Source organism: Paenibacillus kobensis NBRC 15729 (assembly GCF_004000825.1).
GTDB classification, from domain to species: domain Bacteria; phylum Bacillota; class Bacilli; order Paenibacillales; family Paenibacillaceae; genus Paenibacillus_T; species Paenibacillus_T kobensis.
The window spans coordinates 62,367-86,303 of sequence record NZ_BILZ01000024.1; the positions used below are offsets into that span (position 1 = coordinate 62,367).

Consider the following 23,937-nt stretch of genomic DNA (forward strand, 5'->3'; position numbering starts at 1 on the left):
TGCGATTATGATGATTCTCTCATTTTCGGCATCCCGGTTCTACCAGTTCTCTAATTCTCATAGGCTAGTAACAGTCTAAGAGCGTAATAGGGAGGCTGGGCAAGAATGAAACGAATGATCCTAACGTTCAACTGGAGCAGAGGCAGCCGCAAATGGAGGCAGCTGCTCGTGACGGGTCGTACATTCGCGATGCTGTCGGTAAGTTCCATGGCTTTTTTTGTCGCGATTGGCGTCGGCGATATGATTCATCAGCGAACGGCAGCGTCTCCCGGGACGACGATGAAAGGGGTAGCGGCCAACGTTTCGGGGACGTTCTTCTCGGATATGCTAGAAATGGAAGTGCCTGCGTACTCGCCGAAGAAAGAGGGGGGCAGGGCACTGGCTCCTAAGCAAGTTAGCCGGTTTCTTCTTCGGCTCGTCACGGATGTGAATCCGAACGATCCGCACAGTCTGCTGGCAAGAGAAATGCCTGGCATTACGACGGACGAGCCGTTCTTGATCCGCAGCGGCTCAGGCAATGAGACAGCGGTCGGTCCGGAAGATCATGCGCCAATTCCAGGGGCAGCGGATTCGGGCTCGAACGGTAACGGCGGCTTCGTACCGAATACAGACACACCGGACGGCAGTCCGGCAGAGGGGTCTGGTTCGGTTGGAAGCCATGATCCGGCTGTGGAAGGAACCGGTGGAGAACCGGGAGCCGGGGGGGCGGATGAGGGACAGCCGGACGAAGGCGGTCAACCGGCAGCGCCACCCGATTCACCTGGCAAGACGGATGAACCCGTCGTCTTTGTCTACCACTCGCATAACCGGGAATCTTGGTTTCCAGTCATCGGAGGCGGCGGAGACGATCCGACCTCACTGAAGCAAAATATTACACTCGTCGGCCAACGGCTCGCGGACAAGCTTGAAGAGCTGGGGCTTGGAGCGGAAACGTCCAAAACCGATTACCCGACGGCAATCAAAAATTATAAATGGGTATTGTCCTACAAATATTCTCGTAAGACGGTCCAGGATGCGCTAGCGGCAGACGACAAATTGAAGTTTATATTTGACATTCACCGCGATTCCCAGAAGCGGAAGTATACGACGACGACGATCGACGGCAAGTCTTATGCGCAGGTCTATTTCATTATCGGACAGGAAAATCCGAATTGGCAGAAAAACGAGAAGCTCGCCACCGAAATTCATAAAGCGCTGGAGGAGAAGTATCCCGGCATTTCGCGCGGTGTATGGGGCAAGACGTCCAAGGATGGCAACGGGGAGTACAATCAGTCGTTGTCGCCGGGAAGCGTGTTGATCGAAATCGGCGGTGTCGATAATACGCTCGAAGAATCGTACCGCACTGCGGATGCGCTGGCGAAAGTGATTGCTGAATTGTACTGGGGCGACGCGGAACGGGCAACGGTTCCGCATGAAAGCTAGACAGTAAGATAATGACGATTAGCGGCGCTTTGCCGCCGGAAAGAAGGGATATCGATGAGACGGGACGGATGGAAATGGGCGCTGGCCGGCGGCGCGATCGCTCTGCTAATCGTCTATGGACTCGATTCGGCGGACAGCGGAATTGAGAATGTGTACGGTCCAGTAGGGGAAGGCGCGCAGACGCACGCCGTTAACGAGAATTTCGAGCCGTTGCAGAACGGACAAACGGATGTTCGAAGCAATGCAGCCCAGAAGGGTGAAGGCAGCGTAGAAGCAGGTACTGTATCCGGCAGGACGAAACAGCAAGAGACGGTGCAGCGCGATGCGCAGCCATATACTCCGGAGGAGCGGCTGCCGGGTGTGCCGTATGATACGAGCGAGCCAGCGGTGAACAAACTTGCCGACGGGGCTGCCGGCGTGCTGCAATCGGTGTCAAGCGGCGGCATCAAGCTGTTCGTGTCCGTATTCGACGGCATTATGGATTAGCAGGACGGTACTGTACAAGCGTCCGTTGCCGCCTTGCACCAATACTGCTATAATTAACGGGATATAGTTAGCACTTAAAGGTGTGGGGGTTACGCATGGCGGACGTTCGCGAACGACAGAAGAAAATACGAAATTTTTCCATTATCGCCCATATCGACCACGGGAAATCGACGTTGGCGGATCGTATATTGGAATTTACGGGTGCACTCTCCTCGCGTGAAATGCAGGAGCAGGTACTCGACCAGATGGATTTGGAGAGAGAACGCGGCATTACGATAAAGCTGCAGGCTGTACGGCTCGGTTACAAGGCTGATGACGGCGAAGAGTATATTTTGAACCTGATCGATACGCCGGGGCACGTCGACTTTACGTACGAAGTGTCGCGAAGCATGGCAGCTTGCGAAGGGGCATTGCTCGTCGTCGACGCGGCGCAAGGTATCGAAGCGCAGACGCTGGCTAACGTATACTTGGCGCTCGACAACAATCTCGAAATCTTGCCGGTCATCAACAAGATCGACCTTCCGAGCGCGGAGCCGGAGCGGGTCAAGCAAGAGATCGAGGACGTAATCGGCCTCGACGCGAGCGATGCTGTTCTGGCATCGGCTAAAGCCGGCATCGGCATCAAGGAAATTTTGGAGGAAGTCGTGAAGAAAGTTCCGGCGCCTACGGGCAACCCGGATGAACCGCTCAAAGCGCTTATTTTCGACTCGCACTATGACCCTTACAAGGGTGTAATCGTATACGTCCGCGTTATGGACGGCAGCATCAAGGCCGGTAAGAAAATCCGGTTCATGGCAACTGGGGCGGAGTTCGAGGTTATCGAGGTTGGCGCGTTCAAACCGCGCATGTCAACCGTCGATGAATTGGCGGTCGGTGACGTAGGCTTTATCGTCGCAGGCATCAAGAATGTAAAAGATACGCGTGTCGGCGATACGGTGACGGAATCGAAGCGTCAAGCGCCGGAGCCGCTTCCGGGTTACCGGAAGATCAACCCGATGGTATTCTGCGGCTTGTATCCGATCGAATCGCAAGACTACAACGACTTGCGCGATGCGCTTGAGAAGCTTGAGTTGAACGACTCTTCGCTCCAATACGAGCCAGAGACATCGACGGCGCTGGGCTTTGGCTTCCGCTGCGGCTTCCTCGGACTGCTGCACATGGAAGTTATTCAAGAGCGGATCGAGCGCGAGTTCAACATTCCGCTTATTACGACGGCGCCGAGCGTAGTGTACCACGTGACGCAGACAAACGGCGAAGTGCTGCGCATAGACAACCCGTCGAACTATCCGGAAGTCGGCAAGATCGAATACGTCGAAGAGCCATATGTTAAAGCCAAAATTATCGTACCGAACGACTATGTCGGCACGATAATGGAATTGTGCCAAGGCAAACGCGGCGAGTATGTGAATATGGAATATTTGGATTCGAACCGCGTTACGCTGACGTACGACATGCCGTTGTCCGAAATCGTCTATGATTTCTTCGACCAGCTGAAATCGCGTACGAAAGGCTATGCATCGTTCGATTACGAGATGATTGGCTACAAACAGTCCAATCTGGTGAAGATGGATATCATGCTCAACGGCGAGCAGGTCGACGCATTGTCGATTATCGTTCACCGCGAACGTGCTTATAACCGCGGCCGCGCGATTTGCGAGAAGATGCGCGAGCTCATCCCTCGCCAAATGTTCGAGGTGCCGATCCAGGCGTCGATCGGTACGAAGGTTATCGCGCGCGAGACGGTTAAGGCAATGCGCAAGAACGTATTGGCGAAGTGCTACGGTGGCGACATCAGCCGGAAGCGGAAGCTGCTCGAGAAGCAGAAGGAAGGCAAGAAGCGGATGAAACAGGTCGGCAGCGTCGAAGTACCGCAGGAAGCATTCATGGCGGTGCTCAAGATCGACGAAGACTAACCTAACCGTTGACAGGGAGGGCGATGCTCTTCCTGTCTTTTCTCATATAAGAGGTTGTGCGGCACTAGCTGCTGCGCAAACTGGCAAGGAGGGCGAATGCCCAATGCTTATGCACGCGCCTAGAGCGCTTTACATTCATATCCCGTTCTGTACGAACAAATGTCACTATTGCGATTTCAACTCGTTCGTACTCAAGGGCCAACCAGTCGATGCATACTTGGATGCGCTCGAATCTGAGATGAAGCAGACGGTCGCCGCGCTGCCGCCGGACACCATCGATACCGTATTCGTCGGCGGGGGTACGCCAACCGTACTGACTCCGCCGCAGATGGAACGGTTTCTCTCGTCGGTGCGGAATCACTTCCCGCTCTCGCCGAACGTGGAATTCAGCATGGAAGCTAATCCGGGAACAACGGATCCGGATAAGCTGGCAGCCATGTACGCGGGCGGCGTGAACCGGATTAGCTTCGGCGTTCAGTCTTTCGATAACGGTTTGCTCGAGAGGATCGGACGCATTCACAATTCGGACGACGTGTATCGAAGCATCGAGAATGCGAAGAAGGCTGGATTTACGAATCTGTCGATCGACCTGATGTTCGGTCTTCCGAAGCAGACGGTCGAGCAACTGTCCGACAGCGTCGATAAGGCGCTGCAACTTGGACTGACCCATTACTCGCTATACAGCTTGAAGGTAGAGGAGAATACGCTGTTCCACAAGCTGTATGAGCGTAATGAGCTGCCTCTTCCAACGGAAGAAGAAGAGCTTGCGATGTTTATGGTTGTAATGAACAAGCTGCAAGCAGCTGGTTATAAACATTACGAAATAAGCAACTTTGCGCTTCCAGGAATGGAAAGCCGCCATAACTCGACGTATTGGCGCAACGAGCCTTATTACGGATTGGGAGCAGGAGCTCATGGATACGCAAGGGGCGAGCGGCATTTGAATATTAAAGGCGTTCAACCTTATATCGATGCAGCCAATGCGAGACTGCCGCGGCTCGATACGACTCCGATCGAAGAAGCGGAGGCGATGGAAGATTTTATGATGGTCGGCCTTCGGCTTCTGGAGGGTGTTCGCTGCGAGGCGTTCAGCCGCCAATTCCCGGGACATACGATAGAAGAAGTGTTCGGAACGCAACTTGAACGTCTCCTGAAGGAAGGTCTGCTGCAGGGTCAGCCAGGTGAAGGTTACCGCCTGACAGACAAAGGCATTCCGCTTGGCAACGAAGTGTTCGGTGCTTTCATCGGTGTTCTGCCGACATCCGTTAGTTAGAGCTTCCGAGCCCCTTGGGAATGATAGATCGTTGCTAGCTCTCATAAGGATCAAGAGACATGTCCAGCATTTCGGTTCCTTCGGAACGTTCCGCAATGGGGTGTCTCATTGTAAGATATACAAGGATAATTCCGCTTTATCGTAAAGTGGAATCGTGTTGGGCGCTAACTACATTTTTGGGTTGTATGAAATGCAATGCGGCGTTCCCTGCAAACAATAAAGTCTAATTTCAATGTAGAGTAAACAAGGCTGAGCCTGTGTCGGGGACTGCACTCGGGGACTTCACCCTGTTTGTGAAGACGCTGGGGCAGCCTTTTTTGCTGCTGCTTGATAAGCATGCAACGAACGGAAAAATCGATTGCGGTCAAATTTTAAAATTGGCTATTGAGCAATCATTCGTTTTGATGTATATTTATTCATATTATTTGAGTGGTCGGACGGCGAATGACTTCATGACCGGCACAGAAGCGGAGGGGACGAGCGTGAAACAAGCAGTTGTAACCTGCAGGCAGGCGGCGCCAGGCGATGTCGAGGCGTTATTTCATTTAATACAAGGCTACGCGGAGAAAGGGATTATGCTGCCGCGAAGCCGCCAAGCGCTTGACAGGTTGATTGACACGTTCGTCGTGGCGGAGCTCGACGATGTGATCGTCGGCTGCGGCTCGCTGTGCCAGCTTGGCAAAGATTTGGTCGAGATTCGTTCTCTCGGCATGACGGAAGGCTACAAGGGGCTCGGAATCGGAAGCATGCTCGTCGATAAGCTGATTGAGCAGGCGAAGGAGCAGGGGCTTACGAAAGTGATGGCGCTCACCTATGCGGTCGACTTTTTCGTGAAGAACGGCTTCTCGGTCGTCGAGAAAGAAATTTTCCCGGAGAAAGTATGGACGGATTGCGTGAATTGTCCTAAGCAGAATAATTGCGATGAAATTGCCGTACTGAAAATGATCTAACAAAATACGATGAAATGATGCGCAAAGTGCCGAACCGACTTGACAACGCTCAAGCTGGTTTGGTATTTTTGTATTGACGATTAGCACTCGACGCTAATGAGTGCTAACGGTCGAAGGCAGCGGGTTCGTTGCCGGAAGATCAAGAGGAGGGTTCGGAATGTTAACGGATAGACAACGAATGATATTGACAGCCATTGTAGACGATTATATACGTTCAGCCGAACCCGTCGGATCGCGAAGCATTTCTAAGCGCGGCGACGTCGGCTTCAGCCCGGCGACGATCCGCAACGAAATGTCCGATCTGGAGGAGCTTGGTTTTCTGGAGCAGCCCCACACGTCTGCAGGGCGCATCCCTTCGATCAAAGGCTACCGTTATTATGTCGATCACGTGGTCAAGCTGGGCGGCGTAAGTCCTGTCGAAGCGACAAGCTTCCGTTCTTTCTTCGCAGAGAGAATGACGGAGATGGAGCAAGTGATGCAGCAGGCGGCCACGATTCTGGCAAGCATGACGAATTATACGTCGATTGCGCTTGGGCCAGAGTCGATCAATCATTCCTTGAAGCATTTTCAACTCGTACCTTTGAATGCCGAGACAGCAGTGGCGATCGTCGTCACCAATACCGGACATGTCGAGAACCGGACGATTTCGCTGCCGGAAGGAATCAGCATATCGGACTTGGAGAAGACGGTTCATATATTGAATGCGAAGCTTGCTGGTGTACCGATGATGCGGGTGACGTCGAAGCTTTACTCTGAAGTTGGGGAAGAGTTGAGCCGTTACGTCGATCATTACGAGCAAGTCATGGGTATGTTGGAGCGTGCTCTTCCCGTCGGTGATGAACATGAGCATCGGATATATCTTGGCGGTGCCACGAACATGCTGACGCAGCCGGAGTTCAAGGACGTCGATAAAATTAAGACGATACTCGATCTGTTGGATGAGACGCCTACGTTGTCGCGCATGCTTTCTTCTTCACAATCCGGCATACAAGTTCGGATTGGTACCGAGAACAAGCATGAAGCAATCAACGATTGCAGCGTTATTACAGCTACTTATGCGATCAACGGACAGTCACTGGGTACGATTGGCATTTTGGGACCGACTCGAATGGATTATGCGAAAGTCATCAGTCTGCTCGACGTTGTGTCGAAGGATATGGCATCGCTGTTATCCCGCTGGTATCGTTAAGCTGTTAAACGGCAATTGCCGTCATACGTGCATACGGCCGGGTTCGAGGCGGGAACGTTAAGGAGGTGAGCAAGATGAGTGCGAATGACAATATGATGGAGGAGCAAGAGGCCGTGACGAACGTCGATCAAGAAGAGCAACAGGAACATACAATGGAATCAGCTGACATAGCACAAGAAGAAACAGCTGGCGATGCTCGCGTCGCTGAGCTCGAGCGTCAGGTTGAGGAGCACCAACAACGATACTTAAGAGCGCAAGCGGATTTCGACAATTTCCGCCGCCGTACGATAAAAGAACGGGAAGAGCTGGCTCAATATGCGACGATGAAGCTTCTTAACCAGCTTCTGCCGGTTGTCGATAACTTCGAGCGTGCTATTGCGGCAGCGAAGCAGAACAGCGATTTCGAGGCACTCTCCAAAGGTGTCGACATGATCTCGCGCCAATTCAGCCAAGTGCTTGAGCAAGAAGGGCTCAAACCGATGGAAGTCGTAGGAGAGCCGTTCAACCCTGAGTATCACCAAGCCGTCATGCAGGAGCAATCCTCTGAGCATGAGGAAGGCACCGTTCTGGAGGAGCTTCAGAAAGGCTACATGCTGAAGGATAAAGTCCTTCGTCCGGCTATGGTTAAAGTAAGCAGCAGCTAAATCATCATTCACGAATGATACGATACCATATGAACCATTTATTGAGGAGGCTATTACGATGAGTAAAGTAATCGGTATTGACCTTGGTACCACGAACTCTTGCGTCGCGGTTATGGAAGGCGGCGAGGCAGTCGTTATCCCGAATCCGGAAGGCAACCGCACGACCCCTTCTGTTGTAGGCTTTAAGAAAGACGGCGAGCGCGTCGTAGGCGAAACGGCAAAACGCCAAGCTATTACGAACCCGGACCGTACGATCATGTCGATCAAACGCCACATGGGTACGAACCATAAAGAAGTAATCGAAGGCAAAGAATATACGGCACAAGAAATTTCGGCTATCATTCTGCAAAAGCTGAAGTCCGATGCTGAAGCATACCTCGGCCAACCGGTTACGCAAGCGGTTATTACGGTTCCAGCATACTTCAACGATAGCCAGCGTCAAGCGACGAAGGACGCAGGCAAAATCGCGGGTCTCGAAGTGCTTCGTATCGTCAACGAGCCGACAGCAGCAGCGCTTGCTTACGGCATGGAGAAATCCGAAGATCAAACGATCCTCGTCTATGACCTTGGCGGCGGTACGTTCGACGTATCGATTCTTGAGCTGGGCGACGGGTTCTTCGAAGTTAAAGCAACGAGCGGCGACAACCGTCTCGGCGGCGACGACTTTGACCAAGTGATCATCGACTATCTTGTATCGGAATTCCGTAAAGAGCATGGCACGGACTTGTCCAAAGACAAAGGTGCCGTTCAACGTCTGAAAGATGCAGCAGAGAAAGCGAAGAAAGAGCTGTCGGGCGTCTTGACGACGACGATCTCGCTTCCATTCATTACGATGGTTGACGGCGTGCCACAGCACTTGGAGTTGACGCTGTCCCGTGCGAAATTCGAAGAGCTGTCTGCTAGCCTTGTCGAGCGCACGCTGGCGCCTACGCGCCAAGCGCTTAGCGACTCCGGCCTGTCGTCTGCACAAATCGACAAAGTTGTTCTCGTCGGCGGTTCGACGCGTATCCCGGCTGTACAAGAAGCGATTAAGAAATTGATCGGTAAAGAGCCGCACAAAGGCGTTAACCCGGACGAAGTCGTAGCGCTCGGCGCTGCGGTTCAAGCCGGCGTATTGACGGGCGACGTCAAAGACGTCGTACTGCTCGACGTAACACCACTGTCGCTTGGTATCGAAACGGCTGGCGGCGTATTTACGAAAATGATCGACCGCAACACGACGATTCCGACAAGCAAGTCGCAAGTCTATTCGACGTATGCTGACAATCAGCCTAGCGTTGAGATCCACGTCCTGCAAGGCGAGCGCCAAATGGCTGCCGGCAACAAAACGCTTGGCCGCTTCACGCTCGGCGACATCCCGCTCGCTCCGCGTGGCGTACCGCAAATCGAAGTTACGTTCGACATCGATGCGAACGGTATCGTTAACGTATCGGCGCTCGATAAAGGCACGGGCAAGAGCCAGAAGATCACGATTACATCTTCGAGCGGTCTCAGCGATGAAGAAGTTGAACGCATGATGAAAGACGCTGAGCTTCATGCGGAAGAAGACAAAAAACGCAAAGATCTCGTAGAAGCGAAAAACAACGCGGATCAGCTCGTATATACGGTTGACAAGACGCTGAAAGATCTCGGCGACAAAGTGGATGCAGCCGAAATCGCGAAAGCGGAAGAAGCTAAAGAGCGCGTGAAGAAGGCGCTTGAAGGCGAGGAGCTTGAAGAAATCAATGCAGCGGTAGAAGCACTGACAGAAGTTGTACAACAGCTGTCCGTGAAGCTGTATGAGCAAGCTGGTGCACAAGCGGGTCAAGAAGCGCCGGAAGGCGCGGCTGGCGATGCCGGTCCTAATAAAGATAACGTCGTCGATGCCGACTACGAAGTCGTAGACGACAAGAAATAAGCTTAGACCACAACCGTTCGCGGGCGAGAGGAGATAGGTCAAAGTCAGGCGTGGCCTGGCTTTGACCTATCCTTGCGTTCATATACGCAAGAAGGCGCTCGTGGATGATCCACATGGGGGTGAGAGGAATTGGCTGACAAGCGCGATTATTATGAAGTGCTCGGCGTCGGTAAGAGTGCATCCGACGATGAAATAAAGAAGGCTTACCGCCAGATGGCACGCCAGTACCATCCAGACGTGAACAAGGCTGCTGATGCGGAGGCGAAGTTCAAGGAAGTAAAAGAAGCGTATGACGTGTTGAGCGATGCTGGGAAGCGCGACACATACGATCGTCATGGACACGTCGATCCGAATCAATTCGGCGGCATGGGCGGCGGAGGCGCCGATTTCGGCGGCTTCGGCGATATTTTCGACATGTTCTTTGGAGGCGGAGGCGGACGGCGCGATCCGAACGCACCGCAGCGCGGCAACGACCTTCAGTATTCGATGACGATCGAATTCAAAGAAGCGGTGTTCGGCAAGGAAACGGAAGTTACGATTCCCCGCACCGAATCTTGCGATACATGCTTCGGTTCCGGCGCGAAAGCAGGCACCAAGCCAGAAACCTGTTCCACTTGCCGCGGCACTGGCCAGCAAGAGGTTGTACAGAACACGCCGTTCGGCCGTATGAATACGCGCCGTACTTGTACGCATTGCGGCGGCGCCGGCAAAGTGATCAAAGAGAAATGCGGCACGTGCCATGGCGCTGGCAAAGTGAAGAAGCAGCGCCGAATCAACGTCCGCATTCCAGCTGGTGTCGACGACGGTGCACAAATCCGTCTGTCGGGTGAAGGCGAAGGCGGCTTGCGCGGCGGCCCATCCGGCGACTTATATATCGTTATCCGCGTGAAGAAGCACGAGTTCTTCGACCGTGAGAACGACGATATTTATTGCGAGGTTCCGCTTACGTTTGCGCAGGCGGCGCTTGGCGATGAGATTGAGGTACCGACTCTCACGGAGAAAGTGAAGCTGAAGGTGCCAGCGGGCACGCAGACTGGCACGTACTTCCGGTTGAAGGGCAAAGGCGTTCCTCGTCTTCGCGGCCACGGCACAGGCGACCAGCACGTCAAAGTGACGATCGTCACGCCGACCAAGCTGACCGACGAGCAGAAGGAGCTGCTCCGCCAATTCGGCGGTTTGAACAGCGACGGCGCTGCTCAAGAGCCGGAGCAGGAGCATCATGAGTCGATTTTCGAACGGATGAAGAAAGCTTTCCGAGGCGAATAGCGTATCGCTTACAGGACGGCAATAGAAAAGACGCTTCACAGGCTATCCGCCATGTGAAGCGTCTTTTTGTGCGATAAGAACTTTGGTTAGAACAGTCCGAACCGTTTGCCGCACGTATTTTTCCTCTTTGGGTTGACGATCTCCGTGACGCCGGCTTTATCCAGCTTCGCGAAAAGCTTGTCTGCTCCTTCCTTAAGCTTGTAGTCCATTTCTTCGTTATAGAGCGGAATGAGACTGTAGAAACGAACCTGTTTATCCGGTGAAAGGGTCAGGTTGAAAAAATCGTTATTCGATTCGACCGTTGAAGGGACGGACAAAACCATGCCTGAGAGCTTCGTTCCGTCCGCATAAGGTTCGGCAGGGTTGCCGTTTGGAATCGTATGAGCCATATAAAGCCAAGTATTATATTCGTGAGGGAACCGGGCTAGCGTCTTCAAGCTGCGAATAGGCCAGTAATTTTCCTCCTTCTTAAACGCCTCGTCGGACAGGCTCCAGTCAGGAGGGAGACAAAGCATCAGTTCCGCGTACCGGTACGCTTCGGCACCTGGCGGCACCGTCATAGGCAGATTGCTCATGCCGCATGTCACTAGCGTGTAGAAATTACGTTCTCGAGTTGGAGCGACGACGATGATGTCGATATGGACGAGATCCGATACGATTTCATGATAAACGCCTTGAATTTTGCCAATATGTAACTCTACGTGTCGGGAAATAATGTCGATTGCGGTTGCGTCTCCGAAGGCAGGCTCGAATTCCCGCTCTGCCGCTTCGTGTCTATAGATCGGTTGTCCGGATGGAGATAGCTCTTGGCTGCTCATAGGGCCTCCTCTGGAGATAATTGGTAAATAAATGCATCAATAAAATAACATGCCAAGAAGGGAGGCGTAAACAAAAATCGACTTTTTGTACGAAAGATAGCTGTCACTTCGGTTGGGACGTTCGGGAAAAGAACATAAGCGCATATTTCCAGCCGAGACCGTTCATCCTATTATCGTTTCAGGCGGGCACCAAGCCTCTGAATCCAATTCGCAACGAATGCCCAAGAGGAGATGATACAGATGGTGAATTTGAAAAAAAACAACTTGGAAGACGTCAATTTCGGTGAATTGCCGATTGCGGAGAATGAAGATGTCGAGTTCTCGGAGGAGCTTGCGGACGAAGATGATAAAGTAGCTCAGCAAAGAGCGGCAGCGGCTGACCGCCGTGCTAAAGAGCAGTAATGGATGAAGGCATTCGTATTCGTGCCGCCTATACGGCGGAATCCGGAGCACGCGAAGCGGCGCTGAAGCTGCAGCTTCTCCGTGCGCACGCGGTGACGGACGAGTCGTCCGGAATTATAATGGCGACAGTCGCTCCCGACTTGCTGGACCGTGCGCTTCATCTCATTCGGCAGACGGGCGGAGAAGCAGAGCCGATCGATTCGTTCAGTTGACGGTGACTTAAAGAACAGCAGGAAGGATCGGGGTCCGAAGGGGCTTCGATCTTTTTTGTATGGGATAACAATTTAAATCAACCAACTATTTACAACTTATCCTCGTTGCGATATTATAGAACTGACCATTCAGTACTAAATTATTAATTTTCCAGAAAAAAGGTCGTCCATTGCTCGACAAAGGAGAAGGATTATGGGGAGGACGAATGTGCCTGCTGCCCGTGAGCGGATATTGCAAGCAGCGGTCAAGCTTTTTGCGAATAAGAGCTTCGAGGGTTCCCGCATCGATGAGATCGCCAAGGAAGCGAATGTGCCGAAGTCGCTCATCTACTACCATTTCAGCAGCAAGGACGAAATGCTCGAAGTACTGATGAATGATTTTGTCGACCAATTCACCGGTTTGCTTCGAACGGGCCCGGATACGGGCGGACATGACGATGCCCTTGCGCTGCAAGGGAGGATCAACCATTACTACGGCTTTGCACTCCGCAATGCCGATTTAATCCGCGTCCTGTTCATGGAGTCGCTTAAGAAAAACGCTGACAAGCCGGTTATGTACCGAGTCGTAGAAACGTTGGTGGATGCTGAACGAGACATGAACGGGCTAGAAGGGGCGGATGGCGACCGTAACGAGAGGCTTGTCGGCGAGTTTTTTAACGGCGTTCTTCCTTTGTTTGGTTACATTTGTTTCGCAGACTCCTGGACGCGCAGCTTCAACATCGAACGCGAGACGTTCGACACCTTGTTCAAGCAGTCGTTCTCGGCTGCTCACAGCGGTTATCATCTTGCCCGCGGCGGGCAGAACGAGCAGACGTAGCCACCTTATATCCAATAAGGAGCGGATGAGCGATGAAACAATTGTCTACGGCAGAGCAGCTATATGGGATCAAATCATTTCTAAGGCAGATGGGGGCTGCACAGCAGCAACTGACCGTTCTGCAAATTCGTGAACAGCAGCTTGCTTCGATTGGCCAATTGCCGGCGACGGACGACGTGATTGCCGAACCTGCAACAGTGGCGGGCATGCGGGCGGAATGGGTATCGGATTCGACTGTACCGGCTGATCAAGAAGGGATTATTCTCTATATGCATGGCGGCGCATTTATTAGCGGATCGTGCGAAACGCACCGGGATCTAGCGGCTCGTCTAGCGGGAGCATCCGGGCTGCGCGTACTCGTATTCGAGTACCGGCTTGCACCTGAACACCGCTTCCCGGCTGCGAATGACGATTGTATAGCGGCATACCGATGGCTGCTGGAGAAAGGGCATAAGCCGGAGCATATCGTACTTGGCGGAGAATCGGTCGGAGGTTATCTTGTTCTTGCGACGCTGCTCGCCCTGCGGGATGCTGGGGGTCCGCTCCCTGCGGCTGCTTTCCTGATGTCCCCGCATACCGATTTCGTCCGGTTCGACAGCAGCACTTATGTTACGAATGCTGATGCCGATCCGCTTGGCGCACTTGCAAATTCACGACAATGCGCAGAGACATACGCGGGCGAATCGGAAGTAAGCAATCCGATATTGTCGCCAGTAGATGCAGACTTGAGCGGATTTCCGAACCTTCTCATTCAAGTTGGCGCAGACGAGGTGCTGCTTGGCGAATGTGAGCTTCTTGCGGAGAGGGCAAGAGAAGCAGGGGTAAAAGCAGAGCTCGAAGTATGGCCGAACATGTGGTGCGCTTTTCAGATGATGGCGGGCATCGTTCCGGAAGGAGCAGCTGCGATCGAGATGGCAGGCGATTTCGTGCGCAAGCATGTGCATCCGGTTCCTTCTTAACCATAAGGTTAGCGATTAATGTTAAAAGGGCGCTCCCGGAGCCGTGCTAGACGGTTTGCGGGAATGCCCTTTCTTGTAGGGAAATGGAAAGTTAAAACTATAGCGTCGTGCGTCGAACAAACAACTTACTGAGCGCAGCGAATACGAATGTTACAGGCAGCGTCCAAAGCGTGATTTCGGCCATCGTCCGGTTCGAGAACCACTCGCCGATAGACGGCCACCAGTTCTGGTACGAAACGATGTAAAGACCTAGCGTACCGATCACGATAGAAGCTATCGTCGCGATGAGCATGCCTGTTTTGCCGAAGCGTTTGAAGAAGCTGCTGATCATAAAGCCAAGCCAGAATTGGTTGAGCAGCAGCGCGAACGGATTCCACCAGCGGTTAAGCAGAGAGCCGTCGCTCCAATAAGGCAGATCGAAGAAATGGAGATCAACTCCCCAATGATCGGTCCACGTGCCTTCGATGATGGATAGCAGGAATAAGCCGAGCGAGAACAGGAACAAGATATAGGTTGTTGCCAGCGCCGTACCCCAATAATAATCGGATCTGTGGATGCCAAGACCGAGCGTGAAGGGAAAGGTTTGAATAGGGGTGATGATGCCCTGTATGAGCAAATACACAAATATGGAAGCTATGCCGCCCGTATAAAAGCCTTCGCCATCAGGCATTGGACTTGTCATGGCAATCAGAAGGTTAACAACAAAGCTGGAACCGAGAATGAGCCAAGGCATTGCGAAGACAAGCAACTTCTTCCTAAGCTGCATGCGTATGACTGCAGAAATGCGGTTCATCTTATTTCCCCTCCTTATTCGAGACAGTGTGCCGTTTCATATAGGAGACGCACAGTTGCTGCAGAGACACCGGCGTAACCGACAAACCTAAAGCTTCCGCCTCGTCTTGGCCCAACTCATCGCTATGCCCGTTTTCTATTGTCATCTGGATCATTCCGCCGAGCGATTGACTGTCCAGCACTTTGCGGCCGGATGCGAATACCTCAACAGCTGCTTTCGGTCCGGACACGGTATAGACACGGCCGCGAAGCGCCTCGGCTTCTTCATCGATCAGCAGCTTGCCCCCGTCAATCAGCAGCACATGCTCCAGCAGATTGCTGACTTCGTCGATCAGATGCGTTGAGAGCAGCACGGTTCGGGGATACTCTGCATAATCCGCCAGCAGGCTGTCATAGAACATTTGGCGGGCGACGGCATCCAATCCGAGATACGGTTCATCGAAAATAGTCAGCGGTGCGCGGCTCGCAAGCCCGATAATGATGCCGACGGCTGACAGCATGCCGCGGGACAGCTTCTTGACCTGACGCTTGAGCGGAAGCTCGAATTTCTCCACGAGTGATAGCGCGTATGCGCGATCCCAATTCCGATAGACATCGGCTGCTGTGTCCAGTACATCGCGTACGGTAAAATTGTCCGGGTACTTCTGGCTTTCCTTAATGAAGCAGATCCGTTCCAAAACATTGTTGTTCTCGAACGGCAGTTCTCCGAACACGCGGATTTCGCCGGAGGAAACGAACTGCTGCGCGGTCAGCATGTGCATGATCGTCGTTTTGCCCGCACCGTTGCGGCCGAGCAGGCCGTATATTTTATTTTCCTCCACTTTGAAGTTGACGCGGTCTACCGTGACGACGTCGCCGTACTGTTTGGTCAAATTTTTGGCCTCGATAATAGGTGTCATTAATTGCTCTCTCCCTTCTGAATCATTTCCTTCAACTGATCGGTCGTGATGCCGAGCCGCTGTGCTTCGCGAATCATTGTGATGATGTACTGCTCATAGAATTGTTCTTTCCGCTTGTTGACCGCGATCTGTCTCGCGCCTGTCGCTACGAACATTCCGATCCCTCTTTTCTTGTACAAAATTCCTTCATCGACGAGCAAATTAACGCCTTTGGCTGCCGTTGCGGGATTAATGCGATAGAAGGCGGCAATGTGCGTCGTGGACGGGGCCTGAGCTTCTTCTAACAATGTTCCTTCGATTATGTCGTCTTCAATCCGCTCTGCGATTTGTACGAAGATCGGGCGGTTGTCGTCCATGCTGGGACCCATTTGCTTCACCACCATACTGGTTAATTACTCATGTAACTAACTATATAACCAAGGAACAGGGGTGTCAATGGGCGGCGTCATACATTTCTAAAATTGCTTGTCCTCTGACGGGAGCGGCCGCCTGAGACGGGCAGGAAGATTTTATAGGCCAAGATGTGCTACAATAGTCGCTATGAGGTCCCGCTTGGCGGGATAGGATGATGCACAACGTTTAGGAGGACAACGATAGTGAAATGGCATGAACTTACGATCTCGACCCGTGAAGAAGTGGTTGAGGCGATAGCTGATTATTTGCATGAGGCGGGCGCCGGCGGCGTTGCAATTGAAGAGTCCGGTTCGCTGAACAGACCGCGCGATACACGGCTTGGACAATGGTATGACCGTCCGCTCAACGACATCCCAGAGGGAGAGGCCGTCATTCAAGGCTACTTCGCCGAAGAGATGGACATGGAGCCGCTGGTGGAAGCGATTCAGCCGTTTATTGCGGGGCTGCGTGAATTCGATCTCGATCCAGGCGAATTCAAAGTGTCATTGAAGATGGTGGACGAAGAAGATTGGGCGGACGCTTGGAAAAAATATTTCAAGCCGATGCGCGTCTCCGAGCGTCTAACGATCCGTCCGACGTGGGAGGAGTATACGCCGGGCGAAGGCGAGCGCATCATCGATCTCGATCCGGGCATGGCGTTCGGTACAGGCACGCACCCGACGACGGCACTTTGTCTGCGCACGCTCGACTCCGTCATTAAGGGCGGCGAGGAGTTGATCGACGTCGGTACAGGCTCCGGCATTCTGGCCATCGGCGCAATGAAGCTCGGAGCGAAGTCGGTGCTCGCGGTCGATCTCGACCCGGTAGCGGTATCCAGCGCCAAGGAGAATACGAAGCTGAACGGCTTGTCCGAGTCCATCGACGTCCGTCTGAGCGACCTGCTCGGCGTAATCAAAGGCGAGACGAAGGACGAAAGCGGCGCGGAAGCGGGTCCGATGAACGTTACGGTGCCGGTAGATGTTGTCGTAGCGAACATCTTGGCCGAGATCATTATGTTGTTCATCGATGATGTATACGAAGCGCTCAAACCGGGCGGCATCTACATTGCCTCGGGCATCTGGGAGAACAAAGAGGAAGTCGTCGAACAAGGCTTACTGAAGTCAGGCTTTGAGATTATCGACCGCCGCCGCGAAGACGGTTGGATCGCCTTCGTCGCAGGTAAACCGAAAGCGGGTGAATAGGCCGGGATGAACTTTTTTTGGTTTCCATTCGAGGATTTGCCTTTCATATTTATCGCATTTGCTGTGTCGCTGGCTGTACACGAGTGGGCGCATGCCTATACGGCGTATTTGTTCGGCGACCGGACCGCATATGATGCGGGCAGAGTGACTTTGAATCCGCGTGCGCATCTGGATGTGCTCGGTACCATCATGATTTTGCTTGCGGGCTTCGGGTGGGCGAAGCCGGTTCCGTACAACCCGAACCGGTTTCGCAAGCCGCGCTTGATGAGCATCGCGGTGACGGCAGCCGGGCCGATCAGCAATCTCCTACTTGTCATCATCTGCGTATTTTTGGTCTATTTGCTGAATCAAACGGGTCTGCTGCAAGCCGGTTCAGTTGGCGTATATAAGGCGCTCGTCCATCAGTTTTATTATTTGATTTTCCTGAACATCACGTTGTTCCTGTTCAACTTGATTCCGCTTCCGCCGCTTGATGGATACGGGATTATCAAAAATCTGCTTCCATACCGGACTCGGCTTCAATTGGAGCAGCACGAACATTGGGGCGCTTATTTGTTCCTTCTGCTCGTATTCATTCCGCCGCTACGGGCTGTCACGATCGATCAGGTGCTGGGCTACTCCGGCGATATTTTCATCAACATCGCGGAGATATGCGAAAACATATTCACGAAACGAATGGACTGGTACCAGTTCTTCATAGATTTGAGCTAGTGAACGTGTTAAGATGAGGTTTGGAACTTTCGTAAAGTGTGGTTAGAGCGATGCAAAGATATTTCGTGCCGGTAGAGCAGTACGGGGACGACTCGGTCGTGCTGCTTGGCGATGACGCGCATCATGCAAGCCGCGTCATGCGCATGCGCGCCGGCGATTCATTCATAGCAAGCGACGGGAAGGGGCGGGAGGCGCTCGTCAAGGCGAGTGCCGTCTCTTCCGACCGGGTTGAAGGGACGATCGTGGAGCAGCTCTCCGCAGATCGAGAACCAGCTTGGCAGATTACGATCGCGCAGAGCTTGCCGAAGGGCGACAAGATGGAGCTCATCATCCAGAAGGGGACGGAGATCGGCGCGTATGCGTTCATTCCGTTCGAATCGGAGAGGATGATCGTCCAGTATGACGCCAAGAAGGAAGCGAAGCGTCTCGAACGTTGGGCGAAAATCGCCAAGGAAGCAGCAGAACAGGCGCATCGCAGTCGTGTTCCCGACATCGTCAAGCCAGCAAGCTGGAAACAGCTGCTCGGCATGATGGGGGACTACGACTTGGTGCTGTTTTGCTATGAGGAAGAAGGAAGAGCCGGCACAGGCGGGGGCTTGCGCGGCGCATTGGAGCCGCTGAAGAACCGCCGTGACGTCCGAGCACTCGTTGTGGTAGGGCCGGAAGGCGGCTTTACAGACAAAGAGGCGGAGGATGCCCGCACGGCAGGCGCTGTTGTCGTCGGCTTGGGCAAACGCATATTGCGTACGGAGACAGCAGGTTTCGTCGCGCTGACGGCGCTGCTGTACGAATCCGGAGAAATGGGAGGAAATTAAGCAATGCCATCAGTCGCATTTTACACCTTGGGCTGCAAAGTTAACTTTTACGATACAGAAGCGATGTGGCAGCTGTTCAAGAACGCCGGCTATGAGCAGGTCGATTTTGAAGAGCGGACAGCCGACGTTTATGTCATCAATACATGTACCGTTACCAATACGGGCGACAAGAAGAGCCGCCAGATTATCCGCCGCGCCGTGCGCCGCAACCCGGACGCCGTTATCGCGGTAACGGGCTGCTATGCGCAGACTTCGCCTGCTGAGATTATGGCGATTCCAGGCGTTGACCTTGTTATCGGTACGCAGGACCGCGACAAGCTGCTTGGTTTTGTCGGACAGATTCAATCGGACCGCCAACCGGTCAATGCAGTGCGCAACATAATGAAGACGCGGGAATTCGAAGAGCTGGACGTGCCGGACTTCGCCGACCGTACGCGCGCATTCCTTAAGATTCAAGAAGGCTGCAACAACTTCTGCACGTTCTGCATTATTCCGTGGTCGCGCGGTCTGTCGCGCAGCCGCGATCCGAAGAGCGTTATCGAGCAGGCTCATCAACTCGTTGCTGCGGGATTCAAGGAGATCGTTCTGACGGGCATTCATACGGGCGGCTACGGCGACGATCTGGAGGATTACAAGCTGGCCGATTTGCTGTGGGATCTCGATAAAGTGGACGGTCTGGAGCGCATCCGGATCAGCTCGATCGAAGCGAGCCAGATCGACGACAAGATGATCGACGTACTGAACCGTTCGAGCAAAATGTGCCGCCATCTGCATATCCCGCTGCAAGCAGGCGAAAACTCCGTATTAAAGCGGATGCGCCGCAAGTATACGACCGAAGAGTTCGCAGCGAAGATCAAGCGTCTTCACGAGGCAATGCCGGGCGTTGCGATTACGACGGACGTTATCGTCGGTTTCCCTGGCGAGACGGACGAAATGTTCGAGGAAGGCTTCCGTTTCATGAAGGAAATCGGTTTCTCGGAGATGCACGTATTCCCGTACTCCAAACGGACGGGAACGCCTGCCGCGCGTATGGAGGATCAGGTGGACGAGGAAGTGAAGAACGACCGCGTTCATAAGCTGATCGATCTGTCGGAGCAGATGCAGCTTTCTTATGCCAAGCAATGGGTCGGCGAAGTCGTCGACGTCATTCCGGAACGGGATTATAAAGGCGCACCAGGCACGGGCTTCGTTATGGGCTATTCGGACAACTATTTGCAGATCGTGTTCGATGGCTCCGAAGAGTTAGTTGGGCAGCTGTGCCGGGTTAAAATTACAGAAGCCGGTGTGAATGAATGCCGCGGACAGCTCGTTCGTGTGCTCGATTCCACTACGGCGTCCGCACGCCATGAAGCACAAGCCATTGTGCCAGAGGCGAAGGCGCTGTAATTGGTCATTCGATAACCTTGAGAGGAGTGCCGAGCATGAAAGAAATATCGGCCGGAGGCGTCGTATACCGTCGCACCGAGGACAATACGCTGCAAATTCAATTGATTCAGGACCGGTACGGCAAAGTATCGCTTCCGAAAGGCAAGATGGAGCCGGGCGAGACTGTCGAGCAGACGGCGCTTCGTGAAATTGTGGAAGAGACCGGTATGGTCGGCACCATCATCAAGCCAATCGATCAAATCAAATATCAATATAAGCACGATTCCAAAGGGATCGTCGATAAGGAAGTCCATTATTATCTCGTCGAAGCGATCGGCGGCTCGCTTCAGCCGCAGGTGGAAGAAATTCGCGGCGTCGATTGGTTTACGCCAGAGGAAGCATGGCGCAAGCAGAAGGCATCCGGCTATGACAACAACGACCGAATCCTGGCAGGCGCGCTTAAGCTGCTTGGCTTGGAGGTCGAAGGCAATGCCTGAGCTGTGGACGCCGGATAAAAACATCGCCCGGTTCATCGACCATACGCTGCTGAAGCCGGGTGCAACGAGCACGGACATTGAGAAATTGTGCCGCGAAGCATTGGAACATCAATTTTACAGCGTCTGTGTGAACGGTTCTTGGGTTTCTTACTGCAAGGAGCAGCTTGCCGGATCGAACGTGGCCGTAAGCGCGGTTGTCGGGTTTCCGCTTGGCGCGATGTCGACCAAAGTCAAAGCGTTCGAAGCGGCTGAAGCGGTCGATGAGGGCGCTTCGGAGATCGATATGGTGCTTCCGGTCGGTGCATTGCTGGACGGACGTTACGGCGTCGTCAACTACGACATTGGCGCTGTAGTCCGTGCGGTAGAAGGAAGCGCGATCGTGAAGGTTATTCTCGAGACCGGCCTGTTAAGCGACGAACAAAAGGCGGAAGCATGCCGAGTCGCGGAAGCGGCCGGCGCCCACTATGTGAAGACGTCGACCGGATTCGGGGCTGGCGGTGCGACGGAAGCGGATATTCGGCTTATGCGCGCATCTGTATCTTCGGAAATTGGCGTGAAGGCTTCTGGAGGCATTCGCGACCGGGAGACGGCGATTGTTATGCTCAATGCAGGCGCGACCCGGCTTGGTACGAGCGCAGGCATTGCTATCGTCAACGGTTCAGCCGCAGCGCAGGCAAGTAGCAGAGCGGAAGCGCCAGGAGCGAGCACGCAATATTAAAAATCGTTTGCGCATGCGCGATCTGTGAAGCAGGAGTGTCGCTTATCGCTGCCGATAGATTGGCCAGCAGGGGGATCAGCGGCAGGAAGAGCATCGCTCCAGCGACGTTAAGAACGACGTGTGATAAGGCTACATAGCGGCCTGCTTTACTTGAGCCAATCGCGGCGAGGACGGCAGTGAAGCAGGTGCCGATGTTCGCGCCGAGCACGACGGCTACGCTAACTTCAAGAGGCATTGCACCGATCGCCGACATCCCCATGATGATGCCAATGACCGCCGCGCTGCTATGGACGGCTGCTGTGAGCAGCGTGCCTGCAGCGACGCCCCATAGAATGCTGCTCTTCGATTGGGTTAGAAACCATTGAAACATATCGCTCGATTGCATGGCTGGGCCGATTGACTGCATCGTCGTAATGCCGATCAGAATGAGTGCGAAGCCTGCGGATGCAACAGCTAGCAGCCGGACAGGCTGGAGCATCGGTTCAGCCCGGCTCCATGCGAGGAGCCGCATTTCGCCAGCAGTTGCAGTAAGCAGCCAGGCTGCTGATGCGGCGAACAATAGTGGCACAGCTATGCGGCCAATCTGAAGTCCGATCAGCTCGGTCGTCAGACAAGTGCCGATGTTCGTGCCGAGGACGATGCCTAGCGTGCGCGAAAAAGTCATAAGGCCTGCGTTAACGAGGCCGATCGAGAGAACGGTAACGGCGGTGCTGCTCTGCAGCACCGCCGTTGTTGCAGTGCCCGTCGCAAGGCCATGCAGCGGCGTCGCAGTGAACCGGCGCAACACGCCCGACAGGTATGGGCCGGCCCAACGGTTCAACGCCATCTCCATCAGCTTCATGCCAGCCATAAATACCGCAAAGCCGAGGACAAGCGGAACGATGATCGTATGGAACATTCGTACAGCTCCTTCCGAAAGCATTAAGCTGGCCGTAAGCCAAGCTCATCCTTATCCTTATGCGCAGTTTGGGACAAGAATGCCAGGCAGCAACGGCGGTAGCCTAAGGCTTCTACAGCACATGGTGGATGGTAGCGGCGCGGTAGGATGCTGCTGCATCACTTTTTGTGTCACAACAGCTATTGGGACGAGTCAAATAGGTCGCTATGGAAGGTTTTGGGCATCATTTTACATAAGACTGAAACAGGTTACGTTGCCTATACAGCGATATGTATTGGTAGCGGATTACGGAACAGAAAGGAACGGGTTGGGTGAAACGGGCTACTATTATTTTGAGCAAGAATCGAAAGAAGAGGCTGGAAGACGGCCATCCATGGGTGTATGCCAGCGAGATTGACCGAATGGAGGGCGAAGCGAAGCCAGGCGACGTCGTCGATATCGCCAATCATCAAGGCAAATATTTGGCGAGCGGCTTCTGGAATCCGTCTTCGCAAATTACAGTGAGAGTAATCGGCTATTCGCCGGACGCCGAGATGGACGAGTCGTTCTTCCGCGAACGTTTCGAGCGGTGTGCCGAACACCGGAGCCGGTTCGTGGAGGATAGGGACTGCCGTCTTGTGTACGGAGAAGCCGACTTCCTTCCAGGACTGGTCGTCGACCGGTTCGGCGGCGTGCTGGTCGTACAGATTTTGACGCTAGGCATGGATGTACGGCGGGATGCGATCGTGCGAGCGCTGACTGACGTATTCGCGCCACAGGGCATTTACGAGCGCAGTGACGTTGGTGTTCGCTCGCTGGAAGGGCTGGAGCAGCGTACGGGCGTATTATACGGGGACTGCCCTCGGATCGTCGAAATTTCGGAGAATGGATTGAAGCTGGAGGTTGACATCGTAGAAGGGCAGAAGACAGGCTACTTCTTCGACCAGCGCGAGAACCGGGCATCTACTGCTCCGCTCATGAAGGGGTGGGGAGGCCGCAGCGGCATCATGCTTCAGGACGTGACGGATGAAGCGGGCACGAGACGCGTACCGGTTAATGCTAACGGCAAAGAAGTTACGTTCCCATACTGGGACGGTGCAACGGTGCTGGAGTGCTTCGCGCATACAGGAAGCTTCACGCTGCATGCGTGCAAGTATGGCGCGAAGAAGGTGACTTGCCTCGACATCTCGGAACATGCGATTGAGACGGCTCGCCGTAACGTTGCGCGTAATGGCTTCGAGGACCGAGTCGAGTTCGTCGTAGCAGACGCGTTCGAATATTTGCGCCAGCAGGCCAAAGGTGTAGATGACCGTTCCATTCGTGCGGCAGTTAACCGCGAAGACGGCGGCAAAGTCGACACGTCGAAGAAGCTTGCGGCAGGCGGCGGGCGCACGTGGGACGTCGTCGTACTGGACCCGCC

General features: G+C 53.8%; 25 protein-coding genes. 20 read left to right on the plus strand and 5 right to left on the minus strand.

Annotated elements, in window-relative coordinates; translation table 11 throughout:
- Window positions 1-105: 105 nt before the first annotated feature.
- The 9 genes from spoIIP (at window position 106) to dnaJ (ending at window position 11,040) form a co-directional block, all read left to right on the plus strand.
- Window positions 106-1,422, plus strand: a complete 1,317-nt coding sequence (gene spoIIP / locus PKO01S_RS15210; protein ID WP_127532276.1) for a stage II sporulation protein P — start codon at window positions 106-108, stop codon at window positions 1,420-1,422.
- Window positions 1,423-1,476: 54 nt separating this feature from the next.
- Entirely contained in the window at window positions 1,477-1,908 is a 432-nt protein-coding gene (locus PKO01S_RS15215) for a hypothetical protein (RefSeq protein WP_127532278.1), read from the plus strand.
- A gap of 95 nt (window positions 1,909-2,003) precedes the next feature.
- Window positions 2,004-3,821 carry a translation elongation factor 4 gene (gene lepA / locus PKO01S_RS15220; protein ID WP_127532280.1) on the plus strand — a complete coding sequence of 606 codons (1,818 nt, stop codon included), beginning with the start codon at window positions 2,004-2,006 and terminating at the stop codon, window positions 3,819-3,821.
- A 103-nt stretch (window positions 3,822-3,924) separates the two neighbouring features.
- Window positions 3,925-5,094, plus strand: coding sequence for a radical SAM family heme chaperone HemW (gene hemW, locus PKO01S_RS15225; RefSeq protein ID WP_127532282.1), 1,170 nt, complete (start codon window positions 3,925-3,927; stop codon window positions 5,092-5,094).
- Window positions 5,095-5,576: 482 nt separating this feature from the next.
- Window positions 5,577-6,044: an N-acetyltransferase gene (locus PKO01S_RS15230; protein WP_407669654.1), complete on the plus strand. Its 468-nt coding sequence runs from the start codon at window positions 5,577-5,579 to the stop codon at window positions 6,042-6,044.
- A 157-nt stretch (window positions 6,045-6,201) separates the two neighbouring features.
- On the plus strand, window positions 6,202-7,233 hold the full coding sequence (gene hrcA / locus PKO01S_RS15235; RefSeq protein WP_127532284.1) for a heat-inducible transcriptional repressor HrcA: 1,032 nt from the start codon (window positions 6,202-6,204) through the stop codon (window positions 7,231-7,233).
- A gap of 74 nt (window positions 7,234-7,307) precedes the next feature.
- Window positions 7,308-7,877: a nucleotide exchange factor GrpE gene (grpE, locus tag PKO01S_RS15240; protein WP_127532286.1), complete on the plus strand. Its 570-nt coding sequence runs from the start codon at window positions 7,308-7,310 to the stop codon at window positions 7,875-7,877.
- 58 nt (window positions 7,878-7,935) lie between these two features.
- Entirely contained in the window at window positions 7,936-9,774 is a 1,839-nt protein-coding gene (dnaK, locus tag PKO01S_RS15245; protein ID WP_127532288.1) for a molecular chaperone DnaK, read from the plus strand.
- A gap of 129 nt (window positions 9,775-9,903) precedes the next feature.
- Window positions 9,904-11,040 (plus strand): molecular chaperone DnaJ, encoded by a 1,137-nt coding sequence (gene dnaJ, locus PKO01S_RS15250; protein ID WP_127532290.1) that lies wholly within the window; start codon window positions 9,904-9,906, stop codon window positions 11,038-11,040.
- Window positions 11,041-11,126: 86 nt separating this feature from the next.
- Here dnaJ and PKO01S_RS15255 read toward each other — a convergent pair whose 3' ends face one another.
- On the minus strand, window positions 11,127-11,858 hold the full coding sequence (locus PKO01S_RS15255; protein ID WP_127532292.1) for a suppressor of fused domain protein: 732 nt from the start codon (window positions 11,856-11,858) through the stop codon (window positions 11,127-11,129).
- 240 nt (window positions 11,859-12,098) lie between these two features.
- Between PKO01S_RS15255 and PKO01S_RS15260 the strand changes: the two genes are divergently transcribed.
- The 4 genes from PKO01S_RS15260 to PKO01S_RS15275 all read left to right on the plus strand — a co-directional run bounded on the left by PKO01S_RS15260 (window position 12,099) and on the right by PKO01S_RS15275 (window position 14,248).
- Window positions 12,099-12,260: a YfhD family protein gene (locus PKO01S_RS15260; protein WP_127532294.1), complete on the plus strand. Its 162-nt coding sequence runs from the start codon at window positions 12,099-12,101 to the stop codon at window positions 12,258-12,260.
- Window positions 12,260-12,472, plus strand: a complete 213-nt coding sequence (locus PKO01S_RS15265; RefSeq protein ID WP_127532296.1) for a hypothetical protein — start codon at window positions 12,260-12,262, stop codon at window positions 12,470-12,472. The genes PKO01S_RS15260 and PKO01S_RS15265 overlap by 1 nt, the downstream gene beginning before the upstream one ends.
- Before the next feature lie 193 nt (window positions 12,473-12,665).
- Window positions 12,666-13,289 carry a TetR/AcrR family transcriptional regulator gene (locus PKO01S_RS15270; protein ID WP_127532298.1) on the plus strand — a complete coding sequence of 208 codons (624 nt, stop codon included), beginning with the start codon at window positions 12,666-12,668 and terminating at the stop codon, window positions 13,287-13,289.
- Between the two features lie 32 nt (window positions 13,290-13,321).
- Window positions 13,322-14,248, plus strand: a complete 927-nt coding sequence (locus tag PKO01S_RS15275; RefSeq protein ID WP_127532300.1) for an alpha/beta hydrolase — start codon at window positions 13,322-13,324, stop codon at window positions 14,246-14,248.
- Window positions 14,249-14,345: 97 nt separating this feature from the next.
- Here the strand turns inward: PKO01S_RS15275 and PKO01S_RS15280 are convergent, their stop codons facing one another.
- From PKO01S_RS15280 to PKO01S_RS15290, 3 genes are read right to left on the minus strand one after another with little or no spacing between them, the layout of a single operon-like run.
- Window positions 14,346-15,041 (minus strand): hypothetical protein, encoded by a 696-nt coding sequence (locus tag PKO01S_RS15280; RefSeq protein WP_127532302.1) that lies wholly within the window; start codon window positions 15,039-15,041, stop codon window positions 14,346-14,348.
- A 1-nt stretch (window position 15,042) separates the two neighbouring features.
- On the minus strand, window positions 15,043-15,939 hold the full coding sequence (locus PKO01S_RS15285) for an ABC transporter ATP-binding protein (RefSeq protein ID WP_127532304.1): 897 nt from the start codon (window positions 15,937-15,939) through the stop codon (window positions 15,043-15,045).
- Window positions 15,939-16,307: a GntR family transcriptional regulator gene (locus tag PKO01S_RS15290; protein WP_127532306.1), complete on the minus strand. Its 369-nt coding sequence runs from the start codon at window positions 16,305-16,307 to the stop codon at window positions 15,939-15,941. Before PKO01S_RS15290 ends, PKO01S_RS15285 begins: the two co-directional genes overlap by 1 nt.
- Before the next feature lie 228 nt (window positions 16,308-16,535).
- On the opposite strand from PKO01S_RS15290, the gene prmA reads away from it, so the two are divergent.
- Genes prmA through deoC form a run of 6 tightly spaced genes read left to right on the plus strand, consistent with a single transcriptional unit; the run spans window position 16,536 to window position 21,640 of the window.
- Window positions 16,536-17,534 (plus strand): 50S ribosomal protein L11 methyltransferase, encoded by a 999-nt coding sequence (gene prmA, locus PKO01S_RS15295; protein WP_127532308.1) that lies wholly within the window; start codon window positions 16,536-16,538, stop codon window positions 17,532-17,534.
- A 6-nt stretch (window positions 17,535-17,540) separates the two neighbouring features.
- Window positions 17,541-18,245 carry a site-2 protease family protein gene (locus tag PKO01S_RS15300; RefSeq protein WP_127532310.1) on the plus strand — a complete coding sequence of 235 codons (705 nt, stop codon included), beginning with the start codon at window positions 17,541-17,543 and terminating at the stop codon, window positions 18,243-18,245.
- Between the two features lie 50 nt (window positions 18,246-18,295).
- Complete coding sequence (locus tag PKO01S_RS15305) at window positions 18,296-19,060, plus strand: RsmE family RNA methyltransferase (RefSeq protein ID WP_127532312.1); 765 nt, start codon at window positions 18,296-18,298, stop codon at window positions 19,058-19,060.
- Between the two features lie 3 nt (window positions 19,061-19,063).
- Window positions 19,064-20,446, plus strand: a complete 1,383-nt coding sequence (gene mtaB, locus PKO01S_RS15310) for a tRNA (N(6)-L-threonylcarbamoyladenosine(37)-C(2))-methylthiotransferase MtaB (protein WP_127532314.1) — start codon at window positions 19,064-19,066, stop codon at window positions 20,444-20,446.
- Window positions 20,447-20,481: 35 nt separating this feature from the next.
- The gene (locus tag PKO01S_RS15315) at window positions 20,482-20,922 is read left to right on the plus strand and encodes an NUDIX hydrolase (protein ID WP_127532315.1); all 441 of its coding nucleotides are present in this window, start codon (window positions 20,482-20,484) and stop codon (window positions 20,920-20,922) included.
- Window positions 20,915-21,640, plus strand: a complete 726-nt coding sequence (deoC, locus tag PKO01S_RS15320; protein ID WP_127532316.1) for a deoxyribose-phosphate aldolase — start codon at window positions 20,915-20,917, stop codon at window positions 21,638-21,640. The genes PKO01S_RS15315 and deoC overlap by 8 nt, the downstream gene beginning before the upstream one ends.
- Here the strand turns inward: deoC and PKO01S_RS15325 are convergent.
- Window positions 21,573-22,538 (minus strand): Na/Pi cotransporter family protein, encoded by a 966-nt coding sequence (locus PKO01S_RS15325; RefSeq protein ID WP_127532317.1) that lies wholly within the window; start codon window positions 22,536-22,538, stop codon window positions 21,573-21,575. The two genes, deoC and PKO01S_RS15325, sit on opposite strands and share 68 nt — an antisense overlap.
- Before the next feature lie 332 nt (window positions 22,539-22,870).
- On the opposite strand from PKO01S_RS15325, the gene PKO01S_RS15330 reads away from it, so the two are divergent.
- A partial coding sequence (locus PKO01S_RS15330; protein ID WP_407669655.1) for a class I SAM-dependent rRNA methyltransferase occupies window positions 22,871-23,937 on the plus strand: 1,067 nt, incomplete at its 3' end.

Coding starts and splice junctions, on each gene's coding strand:
- lepA (WP_127532280.1), top strand. CDS start 2,004: ATGGCGGACGTTCGCGAACGACAGAAGAAAATACGAAATTTTTCCATT.
- PKO01S_RS15215 (WP_127532278.1), top strand. CDS start 1,477: ATGAGACGGGACGGATGGAAATGGGCGCTGGCCGGCGGCGCGATCGCT.
- PKO01S_RS15280 (WP_127532302.1), bottom strand. CDS start 15,041: ATGAACCGCATTTCTGCAGTCATACGCATGCAGCTTAGGAAGAAGTTG.
- grpE (WP_127532286.1), top strand. CDS start 7,308: ATGAGTGCGAATGACAATATGATGGAGGAGCAAGAGGCCGTGACGAAC.
- PKO01S_RS15300 (WP_127532310.1), top strand. CDS start 17,541: ATGAACTTTTTTTGGTTTCCATTCGAGGATTTGCCTTTCATATTTATC.
- hrcA (WP_127532284.1), top strand. CDS start 6,202: ATGTTAACGGATAGACAACGAATGATATTGACAGCCATTGTAGACGAT.
- PKO01S_RS15260 (WP_127532294.1), top strand. CDS start 12,099: ATGGTGAATTTGAAAAAAAACAACTTGGAAGACGTCAATTTCGGTGAA.
- spoIIP (WP_127532276.1), top strand. CDS start 106: ATGAAACGAATGATCCTAACGTTCAACTGGAGCAGAGGCAGCCGCAAA.
- PKO01S_RS15305 (WP_127532312.1), top strand. CDS start 18,296: ATGCAAAGATATTTCGTGCCGGTAGAGCAGTACGGGGACGACTCGGTC.
- dnaK (WP_127532288.1), top strand. CDS start 7,936: ATGAGTAAAGTAATCGGTATTGACCTTGGTACCACGAACTCTTGCGTC.
- PKO01S_RS15325 (WP_127532317.1), bottom strand. CDS start 22,538: ATGTTCCATACGATCATCGTTCCGCTTGTCCTCGGCTTTGCGGTATTT.
- PKO01S_RS15255 (WP_127532292.1), bottom strand. CDS start 11,858: ATGAGCAGCCAAGAGCTATCTCCATCCGGACAACCGATCTATAGACAC.
- PKO01S_RS15285 (WP_127532304.1), bottom strand. CDS start 15,939: ATGACACCTATTATCGAGGCCAAAAATTTGACCAAACAGTACGGCGAC.
- PKO01S_RS15275 (WP_127532300.1), top strand. CDS start 13,322: ATGAAACAATTGTCTACGGCAGAGCAGCTATATGGGATCAAATCATTT.
- deoC (WP_127532316.1), top strand. CDS start 20,915: ATGCCTGAGCTGTGGACGCCGGATAAAAACATCGCCCGGTTCATCGAC.
- hemW (WP_127532282.1), top strand. CDS start 3,925: ATGCTTATGCACGCGCCTAGAGCGCTTTACATTCATATCCCGTTCTGT.
- PKO01S_RS15290 (WP_127532306.1), bottom strand. CDS start 16,307: ATGGGTCCCAGCATGGACGACAACCGCCCGATCTTCGTACAAATCGCA.
- mtaB (WP_127532314.1), top strand. CDS start 19,064: ATGCCATCAGTCGCATTTTACACCTTGGGCTGCAAAGTTAACTTTTAC.
- PKO01S_RS15315 (WP_127532315.1), top strand. CDS start 20,482: ATGAAAGAAATATCGGCCGGAGGCGTCGTATACCGTCGCACCGAGGAC.
- PKO01S_RS15265 (WP_127532296.1), top strand. CDS start 12,260: ATGGATGAAGGCATTCGTATTCGTGCCGCCTATACGGCGGAATCCGGA.
- PKO01S_RS15270 (WP_127532298.1), top strand. CDS start 12,666: ATGGGGAGGACGAATGTGCCTGCTGCCCGTGAGCGGATATTGCAAGCA.